The organism is Sinorhizobium chiapasense, from assembly GCF_036488675.1.
Lineage (GTDB): Bacteria > Pseudomonadota > Alphaproteobacteria > Rhizobiales > Rhizobiaceae > Sinorhizobium > Sinorhizobium chiapasense.
This window is the reverse complement of sequence record NZ_CP133152.1, coordinates 350,334-371,565: the sequence shown is the minus strand read 5'-3', so window position 1 is coordinate 371,565 and position 21,232 is coordinate 350,334. Positions and strand designations below refer to the sequence as shown.

The 21,232-nt window shown below is 62.5% G+C and carries 15 protein-coding genes; 11 read left to right on the top strand and 4 right to left on the bottom strand.

Annotation, left to right across the window (positions count from 1 at the left end; translation table 11 throughout):
* Nucleotides 1-101: 101 nt before the first annotated feature.
* The 3 genes from RB548_RS26435 (at nt 102) to RB548_RS26425 (ending at nt 5,262) form a co-directional block, all read left to right on the top strand.
* A complete protein-coding gene (locus RB548_RS26435) occupies nt 102-1,643 on the top strand; it encodes a sugar ABC transporter ATP-binding protein (RefSeq protein ID WP_331376726.1) in 1,542 nt (513 codons plus the stop codon).
* Nucleotides 1,644-1,676: 33 nt separating this feature from the next.
* Entirely contained in the window at nt 1,677-2,702 is a 1,026-nt protein-coding gene (locus RB548_RS26430; RefSeq protein ID WP_331376725.1) for an ABC transporter permease, read from the top strand.
* 748 nt (nt 2,703-3,450) lie between these two features.
* Nucleotides 3,451-5,262 (top strand): methyl-accepting chemotaxis protein, encoded by a 1,812-nt coding sequence (locus RB548_RS26425; RefSeq protein ID WP_331376724.1) that lies wholly within the window; start codon nt 3,451-3,453, stop codon nt 5,260-5,262.
* 219 nt (nt 5,263-5,481) lie between these two features.
* Here the strand turns inward: RB548_RS26425 and RB548_RS26420 are convergent, their stop codons facing one another.
* Nucleotides 5,482-6,507, bottom strand: a complete 1,026-nt coding sequence (locus tag RB548_RS26420) for a LacI family DNA-binding transcriptional regulator (RefSeq protein WP_331376723.1) — start codon at nt 6,505-6,507, stop codon at nt 5,482-5,484.
* 167 nt (nt 6,508-6,674) lie between these two features.
* On the opposite strand from RB548_RS26420, the gene RB548_RS26415 reads away from it, so the two are divergent.
* The 3 genes from RB548_RS26415 to RB548_RS26405 all read left to right on the top strand — a co-directional run bounded on the left by RB548_RS26415 (nt 6,675) and on the right by RB548_RS26405 (nt 10,307).
* Nucleotides 6,675-8,201: a sugar ABC transporter ATP-binding protein gene (locus tag RB548_RS26415; protein ID WP_331376722.1), complete on the top strand. Its 1,527-nt coding sequence runs from the start codon at nt 6,675-6,677 to the stop codon at nt 8,199-8,201.
* A 79-nt stretch (nt 8,202-8,280) separates the two neighbouring features.
* The gene (locus tag RB548_RS26410; protein ID WP_331376721.1) at nt 8,281-9,291 is read left to right on the top strand and encodes an ABC transporter permease; all 1,011 of its coding nucleotides are present in this window, start codon (nt 8,281-8,283) and stop codon (nt 9,289-9,291) included.
* Between the two features lie 80 nt (nt 9,292-9,371).
* Complete coding sequence (locus tag RB548_RS26405; protein ID WP_408642493.1) at nt 9,372-10,307, top strand: substrate-binding domain-containing protein; 936 nt, start codon at nt 9,372-9,374, stop codon at nt 10,305-10,307.
* A gap of 330 nt (nt 10,308-10,637) precedes the next feature.
* Here RB548_RS26405 and RB548_RS26400 read toward each other — a convergent pair whose 3' ends face one another.
* Complete coding sequence (locus RB548_RS26400; RefSeq protein ID WP_331376719.1) at nt 10,638-12,017, bottom strand: sensor histidine kinase; 1,380 nt, start codon at nt 12,015-12,017, stop codon at nt 10,638-10,640.
* Entirely contained in the window at nt 12,014-12,691 is a 678-nt protein-coding gene (locus RB548_RS26395) for a response regulator transcription factor (protein WP_331376718.1), read from the bottom strand. The genes RB548_RS26400 and RB548_RS26395 overlap by 4 nt, the downstream gene beginning before the upstream one ends.
* Nucleotides 12,692-12,869: 178 nt before the next feature.
* Between RB548_RS26395 and RB548_RS26390 the strand changes: the two genes are divergently transcribed.
* From RB548_RS26390 to RB548_RS26370, 5 genes are all read left to right on the top strand, one after another.
* A complete protein-coding gene (locus RB548_RS26390; RefSeq protein WP_331376717.1) occupies nt 12,870-13,937 on the top strand; it encodes an ABC transporter substrate-binding protein in 1,068 nt (355 codons plus the stop codon).
* Between the two features lie 240 nt (nt 13,938-14,177).
* Nucleotides 14,178-15,122 (top strand): Bug family tripartite tricarboxylate transporter substrate binding protein, encoded by a 945-nt coding sequence (locus RB548_RS26385; RefSeq protein ID WP_331376716.1) that lies wholly within the window; start codon nt 14,178-14,180, stop codon nt 15,120-15,122.
* Entirely contained in the window at nt 15,119-15,610 is a 492-nt protein-coding gene (locus RB548_RS26380; RefSeq protein ID WP_331376715.1) for a tripartite tricarboxylate transporter TctB family protein, read from the top strand. Before RB548_RS26385 ends, RB548_RS26380 begins: the two co-directional genes overlap by 4 nt.
* A gap of 14 nt (nt 15,611-15,624) precedes the next feature.
* Nucleotides 15,625-17,142, top strand: coding sequence for a tripartite tricarboxylate transporter permease (locus tag RB548_RS26375; RefSeq protein ID WP_331376714.1), 1,518 nt, complete (start codon nt 15,625-15,627; stop codon nt 17,140-17,142).
* 192 nt (nt 17,143-17,334) lie between these two features.
* Entirely contained in the window at nt 17,335-17,505 is a 171-nt protein-coding gene (locus tag RB548_RS26370) for a hypothetical protein (RefSeq protein WP_331376713.1), read from the top strand.
* A 54-nt stretch (nt 17,506-17,559) separates the two neighbouring features.
* Here the strand turns inward: RB548_RS26370 and RB548_RS26365 are convergent, their stop codons facing one another.
* A complete protein-coding gene (locus RB548_RS26365) occupies nt 17,560-21,150 on the bottom strand; it encodes a FecR domain-containing protein (protein ID WP_331376712.1) in 3,591 nt (1,196 codons plus the stop codon).
* Between the last annotated feature and the right edge of the window lie 82 nt (nt 21,151-21,232).

Below are 21,232 nucleotides of genomic sequence, written 5' to 3'. Positions count from 1 at the left end.
TCAGGTCCCCGCACGAAGCCCTGACGGCAGGGCTCAATGAGAAGGCGTATGCGCCCGCCGCGGGACTTTTCGGCCGATGCCGGAACCGGGAGGCTATGAGAATGACGCTCAGTCCCACAACCATGGCAGCCGTGCGTGCGAGTGGCGCCGTACCGAACGCCGACTACCTTCTTTCCGCGGAAGGCGTGCGCAAGGAATTTCCGGGCGTTGTCGCGCTCGATGACGTCGAGTTCAAGTTGAAGCGCGGCACCGTACATGCGCTGATGGGCGAGAACGGCGCCGGCAAATCCACCCTGATGAAGATACTCGCCGGCATCTACCAGCCGGACCAGGGCGAGGTGAAGCTGAAGGGCGTCGACATCCGCTTGAAATCGCCGCTCGACGCGCTCGAAAACGGCATCGCCATGATCCATCAGGAGCTGAACCTGATGCCCTTCATGACGATCGCGGAAAACATCTGGATCCGCCGCGAACCGAAGAACCGGTTCGGCTTCGTCGATCACGGCGAAATGCGCCGCATGACCGCCAAACTGTTCGAGCGGCTGAAGATCAATCTCGACCCGGAGATCGAAGTCCGCCACCTCTCCGTCGCCAACCGTCAGATGGTCGAAATCGCCAAGGCGGTTTCCTACGAATCCGACGTCCTGATCATGGATGAGCCGACATCGGCGCTGACCGAGCGCGAGGTCGCGCACCTCTTCGAGATCATCCGCGACCTCAGATCGCAAGGCATCGGTATCGTCTACATCACCCACAAGATGAACGAGCTCTTCGAGATCGCCGACGAATTCTCGGTGTTCCGCGACGGCAAATATATCGGCACGCACGCCTCCAGCAACGTCACCCGCGACGACATCATCCGCATGATGGTCGGCCGCGAGATCACCCAGATGTTCCCGAAGGAGGAGGTGCCGATCGGCGATGTCGTGCTGTCGGTCAAGGACCTCACGCTTGATGGCGTGTTCCGCGACGTTTCCTTCGATGTGCGCGCCGGTGAAATTCTAGGCGTCGCCGGACTCGTCGGTTCCGGCCGCTCGAATGTCGCGGAAACGCTGTTCGGCGTCACGCCGGCAAGCTCGGGCACGCTTGCGATCGACGGCAAGGAAGTCGTGATCGACGACCCCAACACGGCAATCCGCCATCGCATGGCGTTCCTGACGGAAGACCGCAAGGACACCGGCTGCCTGCTCATCCTCGACATTCTCGAGAACATGCAGATCGCGGTGCTGCAGGACAAGTTCGTCAAGCGCGGCTTCGTCAGCGAGAAGGCGATCACCGCCGCTTGCGAGGAGATGAGCCGCAAGCTCAGGGTCAAGACTCCGAACCTGCAGGAGCGCATCGAAAACCTGTCGGGAGGCAATCAGCAGAAGGTTTTGATCGGCCGCTGGCTTCTGACCAATCCACGCATTCTCATCCTTGATGAGCCGACGCGCGGCATCGATGTCGGCGCCAAGGCGGAAATCCACCGTCTTGTCACCGAACTCGCCCGCAACGGCGTCGCCGTCATCATGATCTCGTCGGAAATGCCCGAAGTGCTCGGCATGAGCGACCGGATCATGGTGATGCATGAAGGCCGGGTCACCGGCTTCCTCGACCGAGCCGAAGCGACCCAGATCAAGGTCATGGAACTTGCCGCGCGCTGAACGCGCGATGCCGACCGCAGGGAGGACAGAAAAATGGATACCAATGTCGCCGCGCATGGCACGAGCACGACCCTTGTCGGGTCAAGGCGGCGCATGCCGCCCGAATTCAACATCTTCCTGGTGCTGCTCGGGATAGCGCTTGTCTACGAAATTCTCGGCTGGATCTTCGTCGGCCAGAGTTTCCTGATGAATTCCCAGCGGCTGACGATCATGATCCTGCAGGTCTCGGTGATCGGCATCATCGCCGTCGGCGTGACGCAGGTGATCATCACCGGCGGCATCGACCTTTCATCGGGATCGGTGGTCGGCATGACGGCGATGATCTCGGCGAGCGTCGCGCAGGCCTCCACCTGGCCACGCGCCCTCTACCCCTCGCTCACAGACCTTCCGGCAATCGTGCCGATCGGCCTCGGCGTCGGCATCGGTCTCCTCGCCGGCTATATCAACGGGCAGCTCATCGCCAAGACCAAGATACCCCCCTTCATCGCCACGCTCGGCATGATGGTCTCGGCGCGCGGCGTCTCCAAGTGGTACACCAAGGGCCAACCGGTCTCCGGCCTCACCGACCAGTTCAACTTCATCGGCACGGGTATCTGGCCGGTCATCGTCTTCCTCGTCGTCGCGCTGATCTTCCACATTGCGCTGCGCTACACCCGCTACGGCAAGTTCACCTACGCGATCGGCGCCAACGTGCAGGCTGCGCGCGTTTCCGGTATCAATGTCGAGGCACACCTGATCAAGGTCTACGCCATTGCCGGCATGCTGGCGGGCCTTGCAGGTGTGGTCACCGCTGCTCGCGCCCAGACCGCACAGGCCGGCATGGGCGTCATGTATGAACTTGACGCCATCGCAGCGACCGTCATCGGCGGCACGTCGCTGACCGGCGGTGTCGGCCGCATCACCGGGACCGTCATCGGCACGGTGATCCTCGGCGTCATGACCTCCGGCTTCACGTTCCTCCGGGTCGACGCCTACTACCAGGAGATCGTCAAGGGCGTGATCATCGTCGCGGCCGTCGTCGTCGACGTCTATCGCCAGAAGGGCAGAAAGAAAGCCTAAGCTCCAGAAAAGAAGACTTGTCCTCCCAAGGAAGTGACTGGCCGGAAGGGCGCAAGCCGTTCCGGTCTTTTCTTTGCCTGTACTACCAAACTCAAGCGATTTGTTCGTCCGTCGACATATGCTTGCCTTGCAAGGCAGCCCCGTAGACTCCGCTCTGGCAAAAGCACCGTCGATACACTATATCGCTTCCATCCAAAACCACCGGAGATTTATCATGTTGTCGCAGCGCAAGCCTGCGAGCCAGTTCCAGCCGCGTTTCGTTCTTCAGCTTTGGAACGCGATGCTTCGGGTTCAGACCCGCGAAACAGCTTCCCTCTTCGGCCGCCGCGGCCGCTAGAGCAATTCCAGGAAAAGTGTGTAACGGTTTTCCGTCCGGAATTGCGTAATTTCAAAGAGTTAGATCACTTCACTGTTTCATAGAAACAATGAAATGATCTGACGCATAAAGCCCGCACTCCCACCGTTCGAACCGGCCCGGCCCTACATTGCGCGTCTCGTTAGACACGCAACGTAGGGTCGGCGCGCGCTTAATTACGCAGTAACAATTATCATATAATTCTGCTCGCTATACGAGAGCGTTGCCAGGTCTATCCCCTTGAGTGGAAGGCTTGATGCATGATGCGGACGTTCCGCGCCGGGTCAGTCCGGAATTTTTTTCATGACTTATTACTCGCTTGCGGCCTCTTCAGGAGGTTCCGTCAAGTCCAGACGCGTCAGCGTGGCAAGGATTTTCCGTGGGAGAGATTGCATGAAACTATCTATTGCGCGCGGTTTGGCGATCTTCGGGGCGATCGTCACCGCCGGCTTAATGATTTCCATCGGCATCAAGACATACGCCTTCGACAAGCTCAGGGTAAACGGCCCCGTCTATACGCAGGTGGTCTACGGAAAGGACCTGATCGCCGACATCCTGCCGCCGCCGTTGTACACGGTCGAGTCCTACATGCTGGCGATGGAGGCGGTATCCAATCCCGAACTCGCCAAAGGCAACCTCGACAAGATCGGAACCTTGAAACAGGCCTATGACGACCGGCGCGCCTACTGGAAAGCGTCGACGGCTCCCGAAACGCTCAAGGCAAAGCTGGAGAACGATGTTATCGGCAGAGCCGATACCTATTGGGCCGCGATGGAAGTAAAGTTCCTCGCTCCGCTCCGAAACGGCGATCCGGTTTCCGCGGCACAGGCGATGGGCGAACTGAAGGCAAGCTTCCACCACCATGAAGTCGCGGTCAATGAATTGGTCGCGATGGCAGACACGTTCCTGAAGCAGCAGGAAGCAGGTGCAGCTTCAGACACGGCAACCCTATCGTGGGCCGCCACCCTGAGCTCGGCGTTGTCCGTCCTTCTGCTGCTCGCCGGCCTTTGGTTCTTCCGCCATCGCGCGGTGAAGCCTCTGGCCACCATGTCTACCTATATGCAGACGTTGGCCGCCGGCGACTACGACCGCGAGGTTCCCTATGCCGAGCGTCCGGATGAGATCGGCATGGTCGCAAGATCCGTCTCGGTGTTCCGGGAGGCGGCAATCGAGCGCCGCAATGCGCGGGAGCGGACGGATGAGGAGCGCCGCCTGCGGGACGAACAGGAGGCAGCCCACGCACGACGGAAAGCGATCGAGGAGAAAGACCGGCTGCAAGTCATAGAGCATCTCACCCGCGGACTGGGACGCCTGTCTGCCGGCGATCTCTCCGTCCGCATCGACGACAATATCGCGCAAGAGTACGAGGAATTGAGAGCGGAATTCAATACGAGCGTCGAACGGCTCGCTGAAACGATCTCCAGTGTCCTCAATGCGACCGCCAGGCTGAACACGAGCTCTTCGGAAATTGCCGGGGCAACCGATGACCTGGCCAAACGGACCGAGCAGCAGGCGGCCTCGCTCGAACAGACCGCCTCCGCCTTCAACGAGATCACGGCGACGGCACACAATTCCTCGGAGCGGGCGCGAGAGGCGAGTCTGGTGATGGTGGCGGCGAAAGACAGCGCGGAGAGATCCGCGATCGTCGTGCGCGACGCAGTCGCCGCAATGGAGCGCATCGCGCGATCCTCAGGACAGATCCAGCAGATCATCAACGTCATCGATCAGATCGCTTTCCAGACCAATCTTCTGGCGCTCAATGCCGGCGTCGAGGCTGCGCGTGCGGGGGAAGCCGGCAAGGGCTTTGCCGTCGTTGCCCAGGAGGTGCGGGAACTCGCCGGTCGCTCCGCCAGCGCCGCCAAGGAAATCAAAATGCTGATCGAGGCGTCGACACGCGAAGTCGCCGGTGGGGTGGAGCTCGTCAACCAGACCGGTGAGGCGTTGATCGGGATAGTGGGGCACGTGCAGCAGGTTACCGACCTCATCGGGGCGATCGTGGCTGCCGCGACCGAGCAGTCGGCTGCATTGTCCGAGATCGATGCGGCGCTCCATACAATGGATGAAATGACGCAGCGGAATGCGGCGATGGCCGAGGAGACCAATGCAGCCTGCCGTGAGCTGAGCGGCGAGGCAGGTGACCTCAACCGCATGGCAGGCCGCTTTCAGGTGAAGGAATATGAGCGCACGGCGAGGCGCGTGGCTTAGATCACGATGATTTTGGGTTGAACGACCCAAAGGCGCCCCGAGAAAACCCCTCCCCAACCCCTCCCCACAGGTGGGAGGGGCTTAAGATGCCGCGCCCGCTCAGTTCATTCTTATCGCTTCGACGCGCTCGGAGGTCTCGAAATGGCGGCAGGCGATGCGGCGGACGCCAAAGCCCCTCCCCCTTGTGGGGAGGGGTTGGGGAGGGGTGATCCTAGCTATTTACGTCCACCGCCGCGACGGTGCGGTCACGGAATTGCGGACCACCAGATCCGGCCTCAGGAGGATCTCAGTCTCGGCGGGGCGCCTATCGGAAAGAAGGTCAAGCAGGAGTGCCATAGCCTGCTTTCCGATCAGCGTGCGCGGCTGGCGGATTGTGGTCAGCGCCGGTGTCATGAACGTAGCCTGAGGCACGTCGTCGAAGCCGGTCACCGAAAAATCACCGGGTATGTCATAGCCGCGCGCCTTCAGCCCAATCATCACGCCGAGCGCCGTCTGGTCGTTGACGCACATGAAAGCGGTCGGCAGCGTGTCGCGCACGAAGAGCCGCTCGACGGCGGCCCTTCCGCTCTCGAGCGTGCCGTCGCCCTCCTGGACGAGCCGAAGCTCCGCCGGCACGCCCGCCGCGTCAAGCCCCGCGTCGTAGCCGGCCCGTCTCCTCTTGTAGGCGAGCCGTGTGCGGGAATCGCCGATAAAGGCGATCTTGCGATGGCCTTCGGCGATCAGGAGGTCGACCACCTTGCGGGCACCCTCGATATCGTCGATGCCGACATAGGGGATGCCGCCGTTGAAGACAGGCTCGAAGATCCCGACACTTGGCGGCAATCGCGCCGTCATTGTCTCATGGCCGAACGGCAGAATGCCGGTGAAAAGGATGAGGCCAGCCGCTTGGTTGGAGTTGAGGAATTTCAGATATTCGAGCGCGCGCTGGGCGTCGTTCTGCGTGTGGCCGATCAGCACGCCATAGCCGTGCGACCGCGCCTCGTTTTCCAGGCCGACGAGAATGCTGGAAAAGTTGGGGTCGCCGATATCCGGGGCGACGACCAGAATCATGTTCGACCGGCCGAGCCTGAGGCTGCGCGCCATGGCATTGGTCGTATAGCCGGTAATGGCAATTGCCTGGTTGACCTTCAGTCGCGTGGACTTTGCGACCTTCTCCGGGGTGTGGATTGCCCGCGATACCGTCGCGATCGAAACTTCGGCGATCCTGGCGACATCTTCGATGGTTGCGGGCGTGGATTCCGACACTCTCGCTCTGCCTTGCGTCTCGTCTCGGCGGGACACTACACACACTGCCGGTAACGTCAAAGGCGGACCGGCAAATTCCTGTGCACGTCCTGATGTAAACCTTTACATAGTGTGTGTAAAGGTTTACATAACCCGTACAAGCGGATGGGAGCCGCAAGGGGGAATCGATGAATCCGGAAACCTTCGAGACCGGGGGCGTCGTGCTGGAGGCACGTCGCATCAGCAAATCGTTCAGCGGCGTGCAGGTGCTCTTCAGCGTCAATTTCGAGCTTCGTGCCGGCGAGATCCATGCCCTGATGGGCGAGAATGGCGCCGGCAAATCCACGCTCGTAAAAATCCTTTCTGGTTTCGAGCAGCCCTCCTCCGGCGAAATCCTGCTCAACGGCAAGCCGGTGACACTCCCCCCGAACGGCGCCGCCGAGGCGCTCGGCATCGTCATCATCCACCAGGAATTCAATCTCGCGGAACATCTGACCGTTGCGGAGAGCCTTTTTCTCGGCCGCGAGGTCACACGCTTCGGTGTCCTTGACCGAAAATATATGCGCGCGGAAACGCGCCGGGTTCTCGATCTCCTCGGCTGTCGCGTCGACGCGAATGCGCTGGTCAGCAGCCTGTCGATCGCCGAAAAGCAGATGGTCGAGATCGCCAAGGCGATCAGCCGCGACGCGCGGGTCGTTTTCATGGACGAACCGACGGCCGTCCTCTCGCGCGAGGAGACCAATTTCCTCTTCCGCCAGGTGCGCAAGCTGCGCGAGCAGGGCACGAGCTTCGTCTTCGTGTCCCACAAGCTCGACGAGGTCCTCGAACTGACCGACCGCGTGACGGTGTTGCGCGACGGACAATGGGTGAAGACCGCCCCGACCGCGATCCTCGACGGCGAATCGATCGCCCAACTCATGGTCGGCCGCGAGATGTCGAGCCTCTACCCCGCCAAGACAGAACCCGACGTCGACGAGGAGATCGTCCTGCGCGTCGAATCCGTCTCCACGGATTACGTCAAGGACGCCAGCTTCGAGGTGCGCAAGGGGGAGATCCTCGGCTTCTCGGGCATGATCGGCTCGGGGCGAACTGAACTGATGGAGGCGGTGGCAGGCCTCCGCTCGCGCCTTTCGGGCGAGGTGACAATCCGCGGCGAAGCCGTACCGTCGGGCGACGTGCACGCCGCCAATCGACAAGGCCTTGCCTATATGACCAAGGACCGCAAGGCGAAGGGCCTGCTCCTGAATTCCGGCATGACGGCGAACCTGACCTTGCAATCGCTCGGTCGGCATGCCCGCCTTGGCTATCTCGACCCCAACAGCGAAGCGGCTGCGCTCGAAAGGGCGCGACGTCGCTTCGACATTCGGGTGCGCGACGGCAATGTGGTGGCCAGACGCATGTCGGGCGGCAACCAGCAGAAACTGCTGCTCGCCAAGGTGATGGAGACGGAGCCCGAGATCATCATCATCGACGAGCCGACGCGCGGCATCGACGTCGGCACCAAGCAGCAGATCTATCACTTCATTTCGGCACTCGCGCGCGACGGCCGCTCGATCATCGTCGTTTCCTCCGAAATGCCTGAGGTCATCGGACTTTGCACGCGGGTTGCGGTAATGCGCGAGGGACGCATCGTCGGGATGCTCGAAGGAGACGAGATCTCCGAGCAGGAGATCATGCGCTATGCGGCGGGACTGAAGAGGATGGCTGCCGCCTGACGGTGCACGCCACCGGCTCTACGGGCAGTCGCAGGAATATGGAATTCCCCGGGGTTCGGGGCGGGAGGTTGGTCTGGACATGAGCGTGAACGAGGAAAGCATCCAAAGCACAAGTCACCGCCGCACCTGGCGGGACGTCGATCTCAGGGCCGTGGCGCCGTTTGCCGCACTTGCGCTGCTCTTGATCGTCGGTGCAATCGTCAACCCCAACTTCATCGGCCTCAACAATCTCGCCAACGTCGCCACCCGCTGCGCCTTCATCGCCATCATTGCCGTTGGTGCAACGTTCGTTATCTCGGCTGGAGACCTCGATCTTTCCGTCGGCTCGATGGTCGCCTTCGTGGCGAGTCTGATGATTCTGTTCATGAATTCCGGTGTCATCGCCGATCCGACGTTGATGCTGACCGCGGCCGTCGTCTTCGCAGTCGCGGCAGGTGCTGCCTGCGGTCTCGCCAACGGGCTGATCACCACCGTCGGCAAGATCGAGCCCTTCATCGCCACGCTCGGCACGATGGGTATCTATCGCGGCCTCACGACGTGGCTTTCGCAGGGCGGCGCGATCACGCTTCGCGAGCCGGAAATACAGGAACTTTATCGCCCGGCCTATTTCGGCAGCATCCTCGGTGTGCCGGTGCCGATCGCGATCATTCTCGCGGTCACGGCCGTCGCCGCCTTCATCCTCTATCGCACGCGCTATGGCAGGCACGTGGTCGCCGTCGGCTCCAACAGCGACGTTGCGCGCTATTCCGGCATTGCCGTCAACCGGGTGCGCACCATCGCCTTCGTGATCCAGGGCCTTTGCGTGGCGATTGCCGTCCTGCTCTACGTGCCGCGCCTCGGCTCCACCTCGGCGACGACCGGCATTCTCTGGGAACTGCAGGCCATCACCGCCGTCGTCGTCGGCGGTACGGCGCTCAAAGGCGGCGCGGGCCGCGTCTGGGGCACGATCTGCGGCGCCTTCATCCTCGAATTGATCGGCAACATCATGCTCCTGTCGAACTTCATCAGCGAATACCTGATCGGCGCGATGCAGGGTGCGATCATCATTATCGCGATGCTCGTCCAGCGCTCGCTGGCACGCAAATCGTGACAATGCCGGATCTTGCGATCCGGCCACATCAGCGAAGACCCTGACACATTGGGAGGAAGGAAAACATGCGAAAGGGACTAATGGGTATTGCTGCCGTCGCGATGATGGCACTGACGAGCGTGGCCCACGCGGAGGACAAGAAAGTCACGATAGGCGTCTCGATCCCTGCGGCCGACCATGGCTGGACCGCCGGTGTCGTGTTCCATGCGGAACGTGTCGCCAAGCAGCTCATGGAAAAGCATCCGGGCCTCAACGTCATCGTCAAGACGTCGCCGGATCCGGCAAGCCAGGCCAATGCCGTGCAGGACCTCGAAACCCAGGGCATCGACGCGCTGGTGATCCTGCCGACCGATCCCGATCCGTTGGTCAACGCCATCAAGGAGGTCAAGGGCAAGGGCACGTTCGTGGCGCTCGTCGACCGCGCGCCCTCCGTCAACGACAACAGCGTGCGTGACCTCTATGTCGCCGGCAACAACCCCGCGCTCGGGCAGGTCGCCGGCGAGTACATCAAGGCCACGACGCCGGAAGCCAAGGTCGTCGTCATTCGCGGCCTGCCGATCCCGATCGACCAGCAGCGGCAGGACGGCTTCGACCAGGGCGTCGCCGACTCGAAGGTCGAAATCCTCGACCGCCAATACGGCAACTGGAACCGCGACGACGCCTTCAAGGTGATGCAGGACTACCTGACCAAGTATCCGCAGATCGACGTCGTCTGGTGCCAGGACGACGACATGGCCGTCGGCGTGCTTCAGGCGATCGAGCAGGCCAAGCGCACCGACATCCAGTATGTCGTCGCCGGCGCCGGTTCGAAGGAAATGATCAAGAAGGTCATGGACGGCGACAAGATGATCCCGGTCGACGTTCTTTATCCGCCGGCAATGGTCGGCACCGCGCTCGAAATGACGGCCGCCAACTTCTACGGCCAGGTTCCGGTTCGCGGCACCTACACGATCGACGCGACGCTGGTCACCAAGGACAATGCAAAGGACTTCTACTTCCCCGATTCGCCGTTCTGATCGGACGCATCAGCGATAGCGCAAACTTGGCCTGCCCGCGAACGTCGGGCAGGTCGTTTGTTCGAGGGACACCCCCTCTGCCCTGCCGGGCATCTCCCCCACAAGGGGGAGATTGGCCAGAAGCAAAGCTCTGCCCGACAGCGAACTGGCAAACGCCGATGTCACCGAATTCAACGGTATGCACGCAACGAAATTGCTTGCGCGGGGGCGTCTCGCCGCTTGCCGATCTCCCCCCCTTGTGGGGGAGATGCCCGGCAGGGCAGAGGGGGGTGCCAACGAGCGCTTTCCGCCGGTGCTGTGCCGACCACATCGGTTGCAGGGGCCCTCGCCTCACCCCACCGGGAATGCCACCACCACCTTCAGTCCGCGCCCGCCCTCGCCTTCCTCCAGGCGCATCGTGCCGCCGTAAAGCCTGGCGATCTCGTCAACGATCGGCAGGCCGAGCCCAGTGCCGGGCGCCTCGTCGCCGCCGCGTTGAAAACGTTTGAGCACCGCCTCGCGCAATTCCGGTCGGATTCCGGGGCCATTGTCCTCGACCTCGAGCACGACAGCATCGTTGCGCCCTTCGACACGCACCGTGACCTCGGCGCCCCGTCCGGCATAGAGAAGTGCGTTACCGATCAGGTTCTTCAGAAGCTCGCCGACAAGCAGCGGCTCGGCGCGGATCCAGTATTCGCCCCCGCCGGCAAAACCGAGGTCGATTCCGGCCTCGCCGGCCGCCGGCACATGGTCGGCGGTGATCTCACGCGCAAGCCCGGCGAGTTCGATGCGCTCCGAACCGCGCGCCTCATCCTTCCCCGCCGCGTCGATCTTCGCCATCAGCAGCAGTTGCGCGAGTATGCGCTCTGCGTTTGCCACGGCCTCATCCGCCTTGCGCGCGGCCGCCCGCGTTTCCTCAAGCGTTCCCGCCCTCTGCGCAAGCGCCAGCTGCGTCCGGATGATCGTCAGCGGCGTTCGCAACTGGTGACTGGCGTTGCCGGTGAAATGGCGCAGCGCGTCGAGCGCCGATTGCAGACGCACCATGAACGAGTTGACGGTGTCGACGAGCCCCTGAACCTCGCTCGGCACGCGCTCGCCGATCGGATGCAGGTCGTTGGGGCTGCGCTCGGCGATGGCGTCGCCTAGCCGATAGAGTGGTCTCAGCGAAAAGGTGACGGCGATCCAGACGATCATGGCCGCGCCGGCGATCATCAGGCCGAGGCGCAGGGCGGAGCGCAGAAGGATCGTCTGCGTCAGTTGCCGCCTCGCGATCGTCGTCTCGGCAACAGTGACGACAAAGGGAACGGAACTGACACCGGTCGACGCGGAACGCCGGAGCGCGGCTATGCGAATGGGCTCGCCGCGGAAGACGGCATCGCCGAACGTCGTCGACGGGTCCTGATCCTCGGCGAGCGAGGGCAGCGTCTGATAGCCGGTAATGAACTGACCGGGCGGCCCGTCCACCCGGTAGAAGACCCGGTCCTGCGCTGCGGACGTCAGCATCTCCAGCGCGACATAGGGAATGTCGACCTGAAGCGAGCCGTCCTCGGCAACCACGACGCGTTCGGCGATCGCGAGCGCCGAACCGGCAAGCACGCGGTCCGAGACGACGTTCGCCGTTTTGACCGCCTCCCGGTAGGTATCGGTCAGCGCCAGCACCCCGATCACGGCGGTGGAAATCAAGAGCCAGCCGAGTAGCCTGCGCCGCAGCGAATAGACGCCCGTCCTCATTCGGGGCTCGCCGTCTTGTCGAGATAATAACCGATGCCGCGCGCGGTGCGCACCGTCAGGCCATAGGGCGCCAGGCGCTTGCGGAGCCGGCTCACATATTGCTCGATCGCATTGGCGCTGAGATCGTCATCGAGACCGGTGAGCGACTGGACGATTGCCTCCTTGGCGACCACTTTGCCGGCGCGCATGAACAAGAGCTCGAGCAGCCCGAGCTCGCGGGCCGGAATTTCGATCGGCGCGCCGGCGGAGGAGAAACTGCGGGAGGTCAGATCCAACGACACATTGCCATAGCTGACAACGGAGGCGCGCAATCCTGCCTGGCGGCGAAGAAGAACCCGCACCCGCGCTTCGAACTCGCCAATGTCGAAAGGCTTGATCATGTAGTCGTCGGCGCCGAGATCGAGGCCCTTGACCCGCTCCTCCGGTGTGCCGCGCGCCGTCAGGATCAGGACCGCTGCCCGGTTCTGCCGCGCCCGCATGGCACGCAGCACGTCGAGACCGTCCATTTCCGGCAGATTGAGATCGAGGATCACCAGATCGAAGCTTTCGGCGGCAGCAACGGCGTGCGCCGAGGCACCGTCGCTGACGACGTCGACCGCATAACCGCTTCCGCGCAGGATGGCGGATAAACCCTCCGCCAGCGCCTGATTGTCTTCAACGAGCAAGATTCGCAATGTCGCTCTCCCCCGATCACTTTATCGACCGCAAGCTTGCTTGTGAACGGTAGGCGGCTACTGCATAATTCCTTAAATCGGAATTGATTTAGGGAGCAAAACATGCAGCACTTCAAGCTGTTACGGCGGCCTCTGCGTGTCTGAACAGACGTGCGACGCTGTAAGGCACTGTGGAATTATGCGATACTTGATCTCCCTGCTTTTCTGTCTCCTTCTTCCGGGGCTGGCGCTTTCGGCGCCCGTGTTCTTCCCGGCCCTTTCGGGGGACGACGCGGCCCCCGTTCTCGTGGTCTATTCTTCGCTCGACGAACCGCTCGCACGGCCGATGATCCGCGGCTTCCAGAAGGCCAATCCGGAGGTAGCGGTGCGCTACGAGGACATGCTGACCGGCGAGATCTACGACCGGATCGTCAAGGAGACCGATACCGGCCAGAAAACGGCCGACTTCGCCTTTTCGTCAGCCATGGACCTGCAGGTCAAGCTCAGCAACGACGGCTACGCGCAACGCAGTGACCTGCCGATGAGTGGCCGCTGGCCGGCCTGGGCGAACTGGCGCAACACGGCCTATGCGCTGACTTTCGAGCCGGCCGTCTTCGTCTATCACAAGCCAAGCTTCAAGACCGAGCCTCCGCCTGCAACTCGCGCGGAATTCGTCGACTATCTGAAGCGGCAGGGCAGCGCCGTCTTCGGCCGGATCGGCACCTACGATATCGAGCGCTCCGGCGTCGGCTTCCTCTTCATGTCGCGCGACCAGGAGCAATTCGGAGACATCTGGAGCGTCATCCAGGCGATGGGGGCCGCGGGCGTAAAACTCTACTCGACCAGCCAGGCGATCGTCGAACGCGTGGCGGACGGTCGGTTCGTGCTCGGCTACAATATCCTCGGCTCCTATGCAGCCGACTGGGCCTCGCGCCATCCCGATGTCGGGATCGTGCTTCCAAAGGACTATACGGTCGTGATGTCGCGCATCGGGCTGGTGCCACAGGCGGCCGCCTCCCCCGAACTCGGCCGCCGCTACCTCGAATTCTTCATGTCGAAGGAAGGCCAGACCATCATGGCGCGCGAACTGCAAATCCCGGCCGTCAGCCCGGAGGTCGCGGGCGAGAACACGGCCAACACCATGCAGGAGATGCTCGGCGGGCAATTGCGGCCCGTTCCGGTGAGCCCCGGATTGATGGTCTATCTCGACCAGGTCAAGCGCGCCCGCCTGATCGCGCGCTGGAACGAGGTGCTCAGACTCCACTGAAATTTCGGCGAGTCGAACATTCCATTTACGCAAGACCGACTTGATGTCAGGTTAATGTCAGCTTTCTGTGGTGCCTTAGGGAACGCTGATGATCCGTGGAGGCGGGCCGTCAGCAGCGCATCGGGAGGAAATCACCACCACGGTCAGCGGCTGGCGCGCAAAAAACCAGCCACGTGCTTCTCCCGTACGCGATGATAATCAACGCACGCGCGATCAAACGCGCCCTACGGAGGACCGACCTTGAAACACTTCTTCCTGGCATCCATTCTCGCCGGAGCCCTGGCGCTTCCGGCATATGCCGCCGACTATACGATCATCGCGCCGGCCAACCCCGGCGGCGGCTGGGACCAGACGGCCCGTTCGCTGCAGACCGTCATGCAGCAGGAAGGCATTTCCGGCAATGTCCAGGTGCAGAACGTTCCCGGCGCCGGCGGCACCATCGGGCTTGCACAGTTCGCCAGCCAGCAGAAGGGCAACCCGAACGCCCTCCTCGTCGGCGGCTACGTCATGGTGGGCGCCATCCTCACCAACAATTCGCCGGTGACCCTCAAGGACGTAACGCCGATCGCGCGTCTGACCGGCGAATACGAGGCGATCGTCGTTCCGGCTGCTTCCGAGATCAAGACCATGGCTGACCTCGTCGAAGCTCTGAAGAAGGATCCGGGCGCCGTTTCCTGGGGCGGTGGTTCGGCCGGCGGCGTCGACCACATCACCGTCGGCCTCATCGCCAAGGCTGCCGGCGTCGATCCGACGAAGATCAACTACATCGCCTATTCCGGCGGCGGCGAAGCATTGGCCTCGATCCTCGGCAGCCAGGTGACCGCAGGCATTTCCGGCTATGGCGAATTCGAATCCCAGGTAAAGGCGGGCACCTTGCGGCTGCTGGCGGTCACCAGCGCCGAGCGTATCGAGGGCATTGATGCACCAACGCTCAAGGAATCCGGGCTCGACGTCGTCGTCCAGAACTGGCGCATGGTCGCCGCCGCTCCGGGCCTGACGGATGAGCAGAAGGCCGCCGTCTCCGCCGACATCGAAAAGCTCACCAAGTCCGCGGGCTGGCAGGAAGTCTTGAAGACGAAGGGCTGGCAGGACACCTATCTTTCCGGCGACGCCTTCAACGAGCAGCTCTCGAAGGACGTTTCGGCAACCGAAGCCGTCCTCAAGGACATCGGACTGGTCAAATGAACAAGGGGAACCACCCTTCCGTCGAAACGCGTCGCCCTGACAGGGCGGCGCTCATCATCGCCGCCGTTCTTGCGGTTATCGCCGGCCTGATCTTCTGGGATGTTTCGCGTCTGAGCGGGCTTGCCGGCTATTCACAGGTCGGACCGACGACGGTCCCTTACGCGATCGCGTTCTGTCTCATCGGCCTTGCGCTCTGGACAGCCATCGAGGGGCTCAGGGGCGATTTTGCCGAGCGAGAGCATCAGGAGTTCGGGCCGGTCCTATGGATCGTCGGTGGGCTCGCCGCCCAGATGCTGCTGCTCAACACACTCGGCTTTTCGATTGCAACCGGCATTCTCTTCGCCATGACGGCGCGCGGCTTCGGCAAGCGTATGCTCTGGCTCACCGTGCCGGTCGGCATCGCCTTCAGCTTCATCGTCTGGCTGGTCTTCGCCAAGCTCCTGCAATTGTCGCTGCCCGCAGGGCCGCTTGAACGCCTGTTCTTCTGAAAGGGCCGACGCCCATGGGTACTTTTGATTTCCTGCTGCAGGGCCTGCTGGTTGCTGTCCAGCCGATGAACCTCGTCTATGCGCTGATCGGCGTCACGCTCGGTACTGCCGTCGGCGTCCTTCCCGGCATCGGTCCGGCCTTGACCGTGGCGCTCTTGCTGCCGGTCACCTACAAGCTCGATCCGGGCGGCTCGCTGATCATGTTCGCCGGCATCTATTACGGCGGCATGTATGGCGGATCGACCACTTCGATCCTGCTCAACACGCCGGGCGAAAGCTCCTCCATCGTCACAGCGCTCGAGGGCAACAAGATGGCGCGCGCCGGGCGAGGCGGTCCGGCGTTGGCGACTGCTGCGATCGGCTCGTTCGTCGCCGGTCTCATCGCAACGCTCGCGCTCGCCTTCATCGCGCCCTACATCGTCAAGCTCGCGCTCGTCTTTGGCCCGCGTGAATATTTCGCGTTGATGGTGCTTGCGTTCGTCACGGTCTCTTCGGCGTTCGGAGACTCGACGCTACGCGGCCTCACCTCCCTCTTCGTCGGCCTGACACTCGCCTGCATCGGCATCGACCAGTTGACCGGCCAAACGCGCCTGTCCTTCGGCGTGCCCGACCTGCTCGACGGCATTGAAGTGACGACGCTTGCGGTCGCCATGTTCGCGATCGGCGAGACCCTTTACATCGCCGCCCAGGGCGATCGCGGCCCGGACAAGGTGGAAGCCGTCAAGGGCTCGGTCTGGATGAGCGCGATGGACTGGGCACGCTCATGGAAGCCCTGGCTGCGCGGCACCGCCATCGGCTTTCCGATCGGGGCGATGCCGGCCGGCGGCGCCGAGATCGGCACCTTTCTATCCTATGCGGCCGAAAAGCGCCTGACCAAACATCCGGAAGAGTTCGGCAATGGCGCCATCGAAGGCGTGGCGGGCCCGGAAGCCGCCAACAACGCCTCGGCCGCCGGCACGCTGGTGCCGCTGCTGACGCTCGGCCTGCCGACCACGGCGACCGCGGCGATCATGCTGGCCGGCTTCCAGCAATATGGCCTCCAGCCCGGACCGCTATTGTTCGCCACCAACCCGCAGCTCGTCTGGGGTCTGATCGCGAGCCTGCTCATCGCCAACTTCATGCTGCTGGTCCTGAACCTGCCGCTGATCGGGCTTTGGGTGAAGCTCCTGACCATCCCGAAGCCATGGCTCTACGCGGGCATTCTTCTCTTCGCGACGCTTGGCACGATCGGCGCCAACCCGTCCGTGTTCGAACTCGGCATGCTGCTCGCCTTCGGCCTGCTCGGCTACGTCATGCGTGTCTTCGGCTATCCGATCGCCCCGGTCGTCGTCGGCCTGATCCTCGGGCCGCTCGCCGAACAACAGCTGCGCCGGGCGCTTTCGATCAGCCAAGGTGACATCACCGTGCTCTTCACCTCGCCGATCGCGGCGGTGCTTCTGGTAATCGCCGCCTTGGCCCTCATCGTGCCGCTCATCCTGAGAGCGCGTGGGCGCGGCCAGGTGCTTGCGCAACTCGCAGCCAGCGAGGACTGACCCTTCCGCCTCCCAGGGCGCTTCACGGAGCGGGAAGAGGGAGGGGCAGCCCTCTTTCCGCTCCAATTTTCTTCCCGCTCCAGCTTAGGGCCTGCTCGCACTGCATGGCTGGGGTGAGGTTTTGTGCATTGCAAAAACACCTGCTCAGGCCCATCTTTTGCTCATCGAATAGAAACGAAAGCGAGCAAAGAGATGACTGCCACCAGCAAGAACCGCATGGGTTTCATTGGCCGCGCCTTCGCCGTTCTGGGTGCTGCCAACGCTGCCGCCGCCGCCGTCGAAGGCCACCGCCGCCCGAATGCGCGTGACCTGCGTACCCTCGGTATCGACCCGGCAAACTTTCCGGACATCCGCCGCAGCTAACAGCGCGTGGCAGCAGACACAAGCACGACCTTGGAGCGGTCTCGATTGAGACCGCTAAAATTTTGCCCTGACGGAGCCCAGGATCGTGCGGCCCGGCCCCGGAATGCCAAGCGCCAGTTCGAAGTTATTGTCGAACGCGTTTAGTAACTGCAAGCCGAGTTCCAGATGTCCGCTGGGTGACTCCCAAGTGATCGCGGCATCAGTAGTCGCATATGACTCCAATTCGATGCCGAAGGGCGCACCGACACGTTCTCCGACGAACGTCTGAGCCATCGTGACCTTGATGCGCGACGGATGAACGACCGTCAGCCCCACTTGCGCGCGATAATCCGGCACAAGCGGCACTTGGAATTCTCCCCCGCTCCCAGGTGTCAGATCGACACTATGATTCCAGGTGAACGAACCAAAGGTACCCAGCCCCTCGCCAATCCAATAGTTGGCGCTGACATGGACACGATCGATTTCTCCGCTCGTCGTGTCGAAGCTGCCGAGCAACTCGGGGACGTCCAGAGAAAGGCCGTCAAAGCGCTGATGCTGGTATTCGACCGAGGTGAAGAAGCGCTCGGACCATTCGGCTTCCCAACGCAGCGCCGCGGTTTTCGCGCTGCCCCCAATGAACAAGGGCAGGTCAAGAGGCGTCAACTCGACGGTCGAGACGGGGGAGAGCGTGTATTTCGATGAAAATCGTGTATCTTCGCGATATAGGGCCCGCAGCCAGTGATTTTCCACCGGTGACCAGGCGACACCGATGCGCGGATCGACGCAAGGACAATCGTCGGCGACATCCTCCAACCAATTCACATAAACGCCACCCTGAAACTGGAGATCGTCCGACACGTCCCATGTGGCGTCGGTATAGGCGCGCGTTGCATTGCCCTTGTCAGAAAATCGATCGACGAAGAACACGCTTCCCGTGGGGAGATCCGTATAGATCGCGGCGTCGCGTGTATGGAACCGGCCAGTCTCAGCGCCGTAGCGAAGCGTGACGGGTCCGAGACCGTAGAGATGGCTGACGCCGATGATTGCGGTTTCCTCTTCCGTTTCTTGCTCGACGCGGTACGGGCCGATCCTGTCGACCAAATCGACGCTCTGGTCCAGCTCCGTGTCGCCGACGACTCCGAACGCCTGCAAAAGATTGCGTTCGCCAAACGTGTGGCTCCAGCCGACCCCAAGGTCGGAGAATCGCGTTTTTCTCGCGTCGAACGGCGTCGGCGACCACGTCTGTCCCGGGAACCCTGTATCGAGATCGATGATATTGCCGAACAGGTAGACATTGTCCTCCAAGCTCGGATGTATGCCGACCGCGAAATTCGCGCCGGTGATGTCGTCGCGATCGTTTGTGCGCGGGCTATCGGGCCGCAATACGTCTGCCTGCAGATAGTAGCTTATGGGCGGCGACGCGTAGCTCGTGCCCTGTACGAGGATATCGCTCTTCCAGCCAAGCTCGCCATCCTGCAAGATCAAGCCACCGCCAATAGCCGCTTCGAAAAAGCTGGTTCGCTCCAGCGGATTGCGGATCGTCGGCGACGCGACCGCGAGCGGATCAAGCAGGAGGGCCTGCAAGTTGGAAGAAACGGACGAACTTCCCACCTGGGTGCGCTCGCTCGGCGAAAGCAAGGGCGAAAATCCCTCGAAAGGACTGACCCGGCCGGCCGCAGCCTCATCGAGATAGGTCGTGGATCTGAAAGGATCGTAGGAGCGGTCCGCGTAATATTGGCTCCATTCGTTCAGGCCGACATTGTCGAGTGCAATTCCCAGAAAGGAGGAAACCTGCCGGTTCGCGTCATAACCGGAGTAATATCCTCCGCGCGCCTGGCGGCGGCGCAGCGCCTCTCGCGCCTCGGCGATCGCTTCGTCAGCCCGATACTGGTCGAGGGCTATGCCGGAGCGGATCAACGAAATCGACGGATTGTCCGGATCGAACCTGTCCGCATTATCGAGCGCCTGGGCGGCCTCTTCCTCTTGTCCTAATTGGTAGCTGCCGATCGCCAGACCGATAAGGCTATCCCCATAAGTCGGGTTGACGGCAGAGGCTTCAAGCAGCGTCTTCTCGCCCTCCTCGGTCTTTCCGATCCGCAAAAGATAACGGCCTTTGGCAGCGAGAACCGCATAGGAACGCGGATCCAACGCCTCCGCCTGATCGATCTCCGCCTTCGCCGCCGCGATCTGGTCGTTATCCATCAGGAAACGCGCATAGTTTGCGTGGAGTATCGCATTTTCCGGGTTCAGCTCGATCGCGCGACGATGGGCGGCATCCGCCTCTACGATCGCATTGCGGTCGCTTTGAACGATGCCGAGCTCGTTCCAGGCGGCGTCGTCGCCGGGCGCGATCTTTGTGGCACGCTTCAGGTCCGTAAGCGCGCCGTCGAGATCGCTGGAAAGGGTCGCGCGGAAGCGCGCGTTTGCAAGGAGATAGGCCGGCTCTTCCGGATCGATCGCTCTCGCGCGGGCAAGAGCCTCCCTCACCTCGTCGCGACGGTCGAGCTGAAAAGCGAGATCGGCCCGCATCGCCGGCAGTCGCGCATCGTTCGGGAAGCGGTCTTCGGCCGCTTTCAGGATCTTGATCGCTTCCGCCTGTCCGAGCACGTGAGAGGCGGCGGTGGCCCGCGCCATCGCAGCGACCGGATCATCGGCATAGGCGTCGGCCGCCGGTGGAGCCGTCTCGCGATCGGGATGTGCCAAGGCGTCGGCGAACCATTGGCCGAAGGCTGCGGCCGCCCGGCGGTTTTGCGGCAGATGAGGCATAGCGGCAGCAAACAGGCGGCTCGCCTCGGCGTAGCGCAGCTCCTGTCCCGCAATCATCGCTTCGACGAGTTTCGCCCGCGCCTCCAGGCTGGCCGGCAAAGGGCGGCGGAGATGTACAAGCGCGTCTTTGGCGGCCGCACGCCCGTCGCTCGAAAGCAATGCTTCAGCAAGCGCAACCCAATCTTCGTTGCTTCGCCGTGCGGGCTCCATGGCCAATATGACATCACGCCTGGCGCGCGTCTCGCGACCACGCAGCCCACTCACAGGCAGACCGGCGAAAGCTCCGCGCAGCTCGGTGTAGAGAAGGATCTGCTCGCGCTCCTCCAGATTGACGAGGATGTATTTGCGCGGCGCCTGCCCAATTGCTGCAAGCGCGCCCTCACCCTGATTGACGGTCACCGACCCCTGGGCGTTCTTGAGCTCCACGCTGCCTTCGAGCACGGAGAGCGTCGTGTCGCCATTGCCGGTTACCCGGAGCGTCCAATCCGTGCCGCGAATGGCCGCGGTCGCCGCCGGTGTCTCGATGGTCAGACCGCTGCCGCCACGCTTGGCCCGCGCCCAGATGATCCCGGACTGAAGGCTGAGCTGGCTGTCTGAGTCCTGACCTATCTTCTTGACAAGGAGGGCCGTGTTTCGCCCCATGCGCATCTGCGTATCGTCGGCAAACAAAAGCGCCAGGTTACCGGTTGCATTGGTGCGCAGCACATCACCGGCAAGCAGGTCCTGGTTGACCTCGACCGTGCGCCAGGCGTCTATGTCGATGAAGCGGATTTCCTCGCCGGCTTTGCGCGCAATCACCGAGCCCTCCGGGGATGAGGCGCGCGGAAAGATCTCGGCTGCCGACGGCAGCACGCTTCCCAGCACCGCGAAAGCGGCAACGGCGAATTTCAGATTGCGCATAGCGAATTTGTCTGCCCCTGATCCCCGCGCGCAATATGCGTGCAAACGGGAATCGAAGTCAATTTCTAGTGGCTTGAGATGC

Bases quoted from the DNA above. Each gene is read 5' to 3' on its own strand.
- RB548_RS26365 (WP_331376712.1), bottom strand. From the start codon at position 21,150: ATGCGCAATCTGAAATTCGCCGTTGCCGCTTTCGCGGTGCTGGGAAGC.
- RB548_RS26370 (WP_331376713.1), top strand. From the start codon at position 17,335: ATGACTGCCACCAGCAAGAACCGCATGGGTTTCATTGGCCGCGCCTTC.
- RB548_RS26390 (WP_331376717.1), top strand. From the start codon at position 12,870: ATGCGATACTTGATCTCCCTGCTTTTCTGTCTCCTTCTTCCGGGGCTG.
- RB548_RS26405 (WP_408642493.1), top strand. From the start codon at position 9,372: ATGGGTATTGCTGCCGTCGCGATGATGGCACTGACGAGCGTGGCCCAC.
- RB548_RS26435 (WP_331376726.1), top strand. From the start codon at position 102: ATGACGCTCAGTCCCACAACCATGGCAGCCGTGCGTGCGAGTGGCGCC.
- RB548_RS26380 (WP_331376715.1), top strand. From the start codon at position 15,119: ATGAACAAGGGGAACCACCCTTCCGTCGAAACGCGTCGCCCTGACAGG.
- RB548_RS26375 (WP_331376714.1), top strand. From the start codon at position 15,625: ATGGGTACTTTTGATTTCCTGCTGCAGGGCCTGCTGGTTGCTGTCCAG.
- RB548_RS26425 (WP_331376724.1), top strand. From the start codon at position 3,451: ATGAAACTATCTATTGCGCGCGGTTTGGCGATCTTCGGGGCGATCGTC.
- RB548_RS26410 (WP_331376721.1), top strand. From the start codon at position 8,281: ATGAGCGTGAACGAGGAAAGCATCCAAAGCACAAGTCACCGCCGCACC.
- RB548_RS26430 (WP_331376725.1), top strand. From the start codon at position 1,677: ATGGATACCAATGTCGCCGCGCATGGCACGAGCACGACCCTTGTCGGG.
- RB548_RS26400 (WP_331376719.1), bottom strand. From the start codon at position 12,017: ATGAGGACGGGCGTCTATTCGCTGCGGCGCAGGCTACTCGGCTGGCTC.
- RB548_RS26415 (WP_331376722.1), top strand. From the start codon at position 6,675: ATGAATCCGGAAACCTTCGAGACCGGGGGCGTCGTGCTGGAGGCACGT.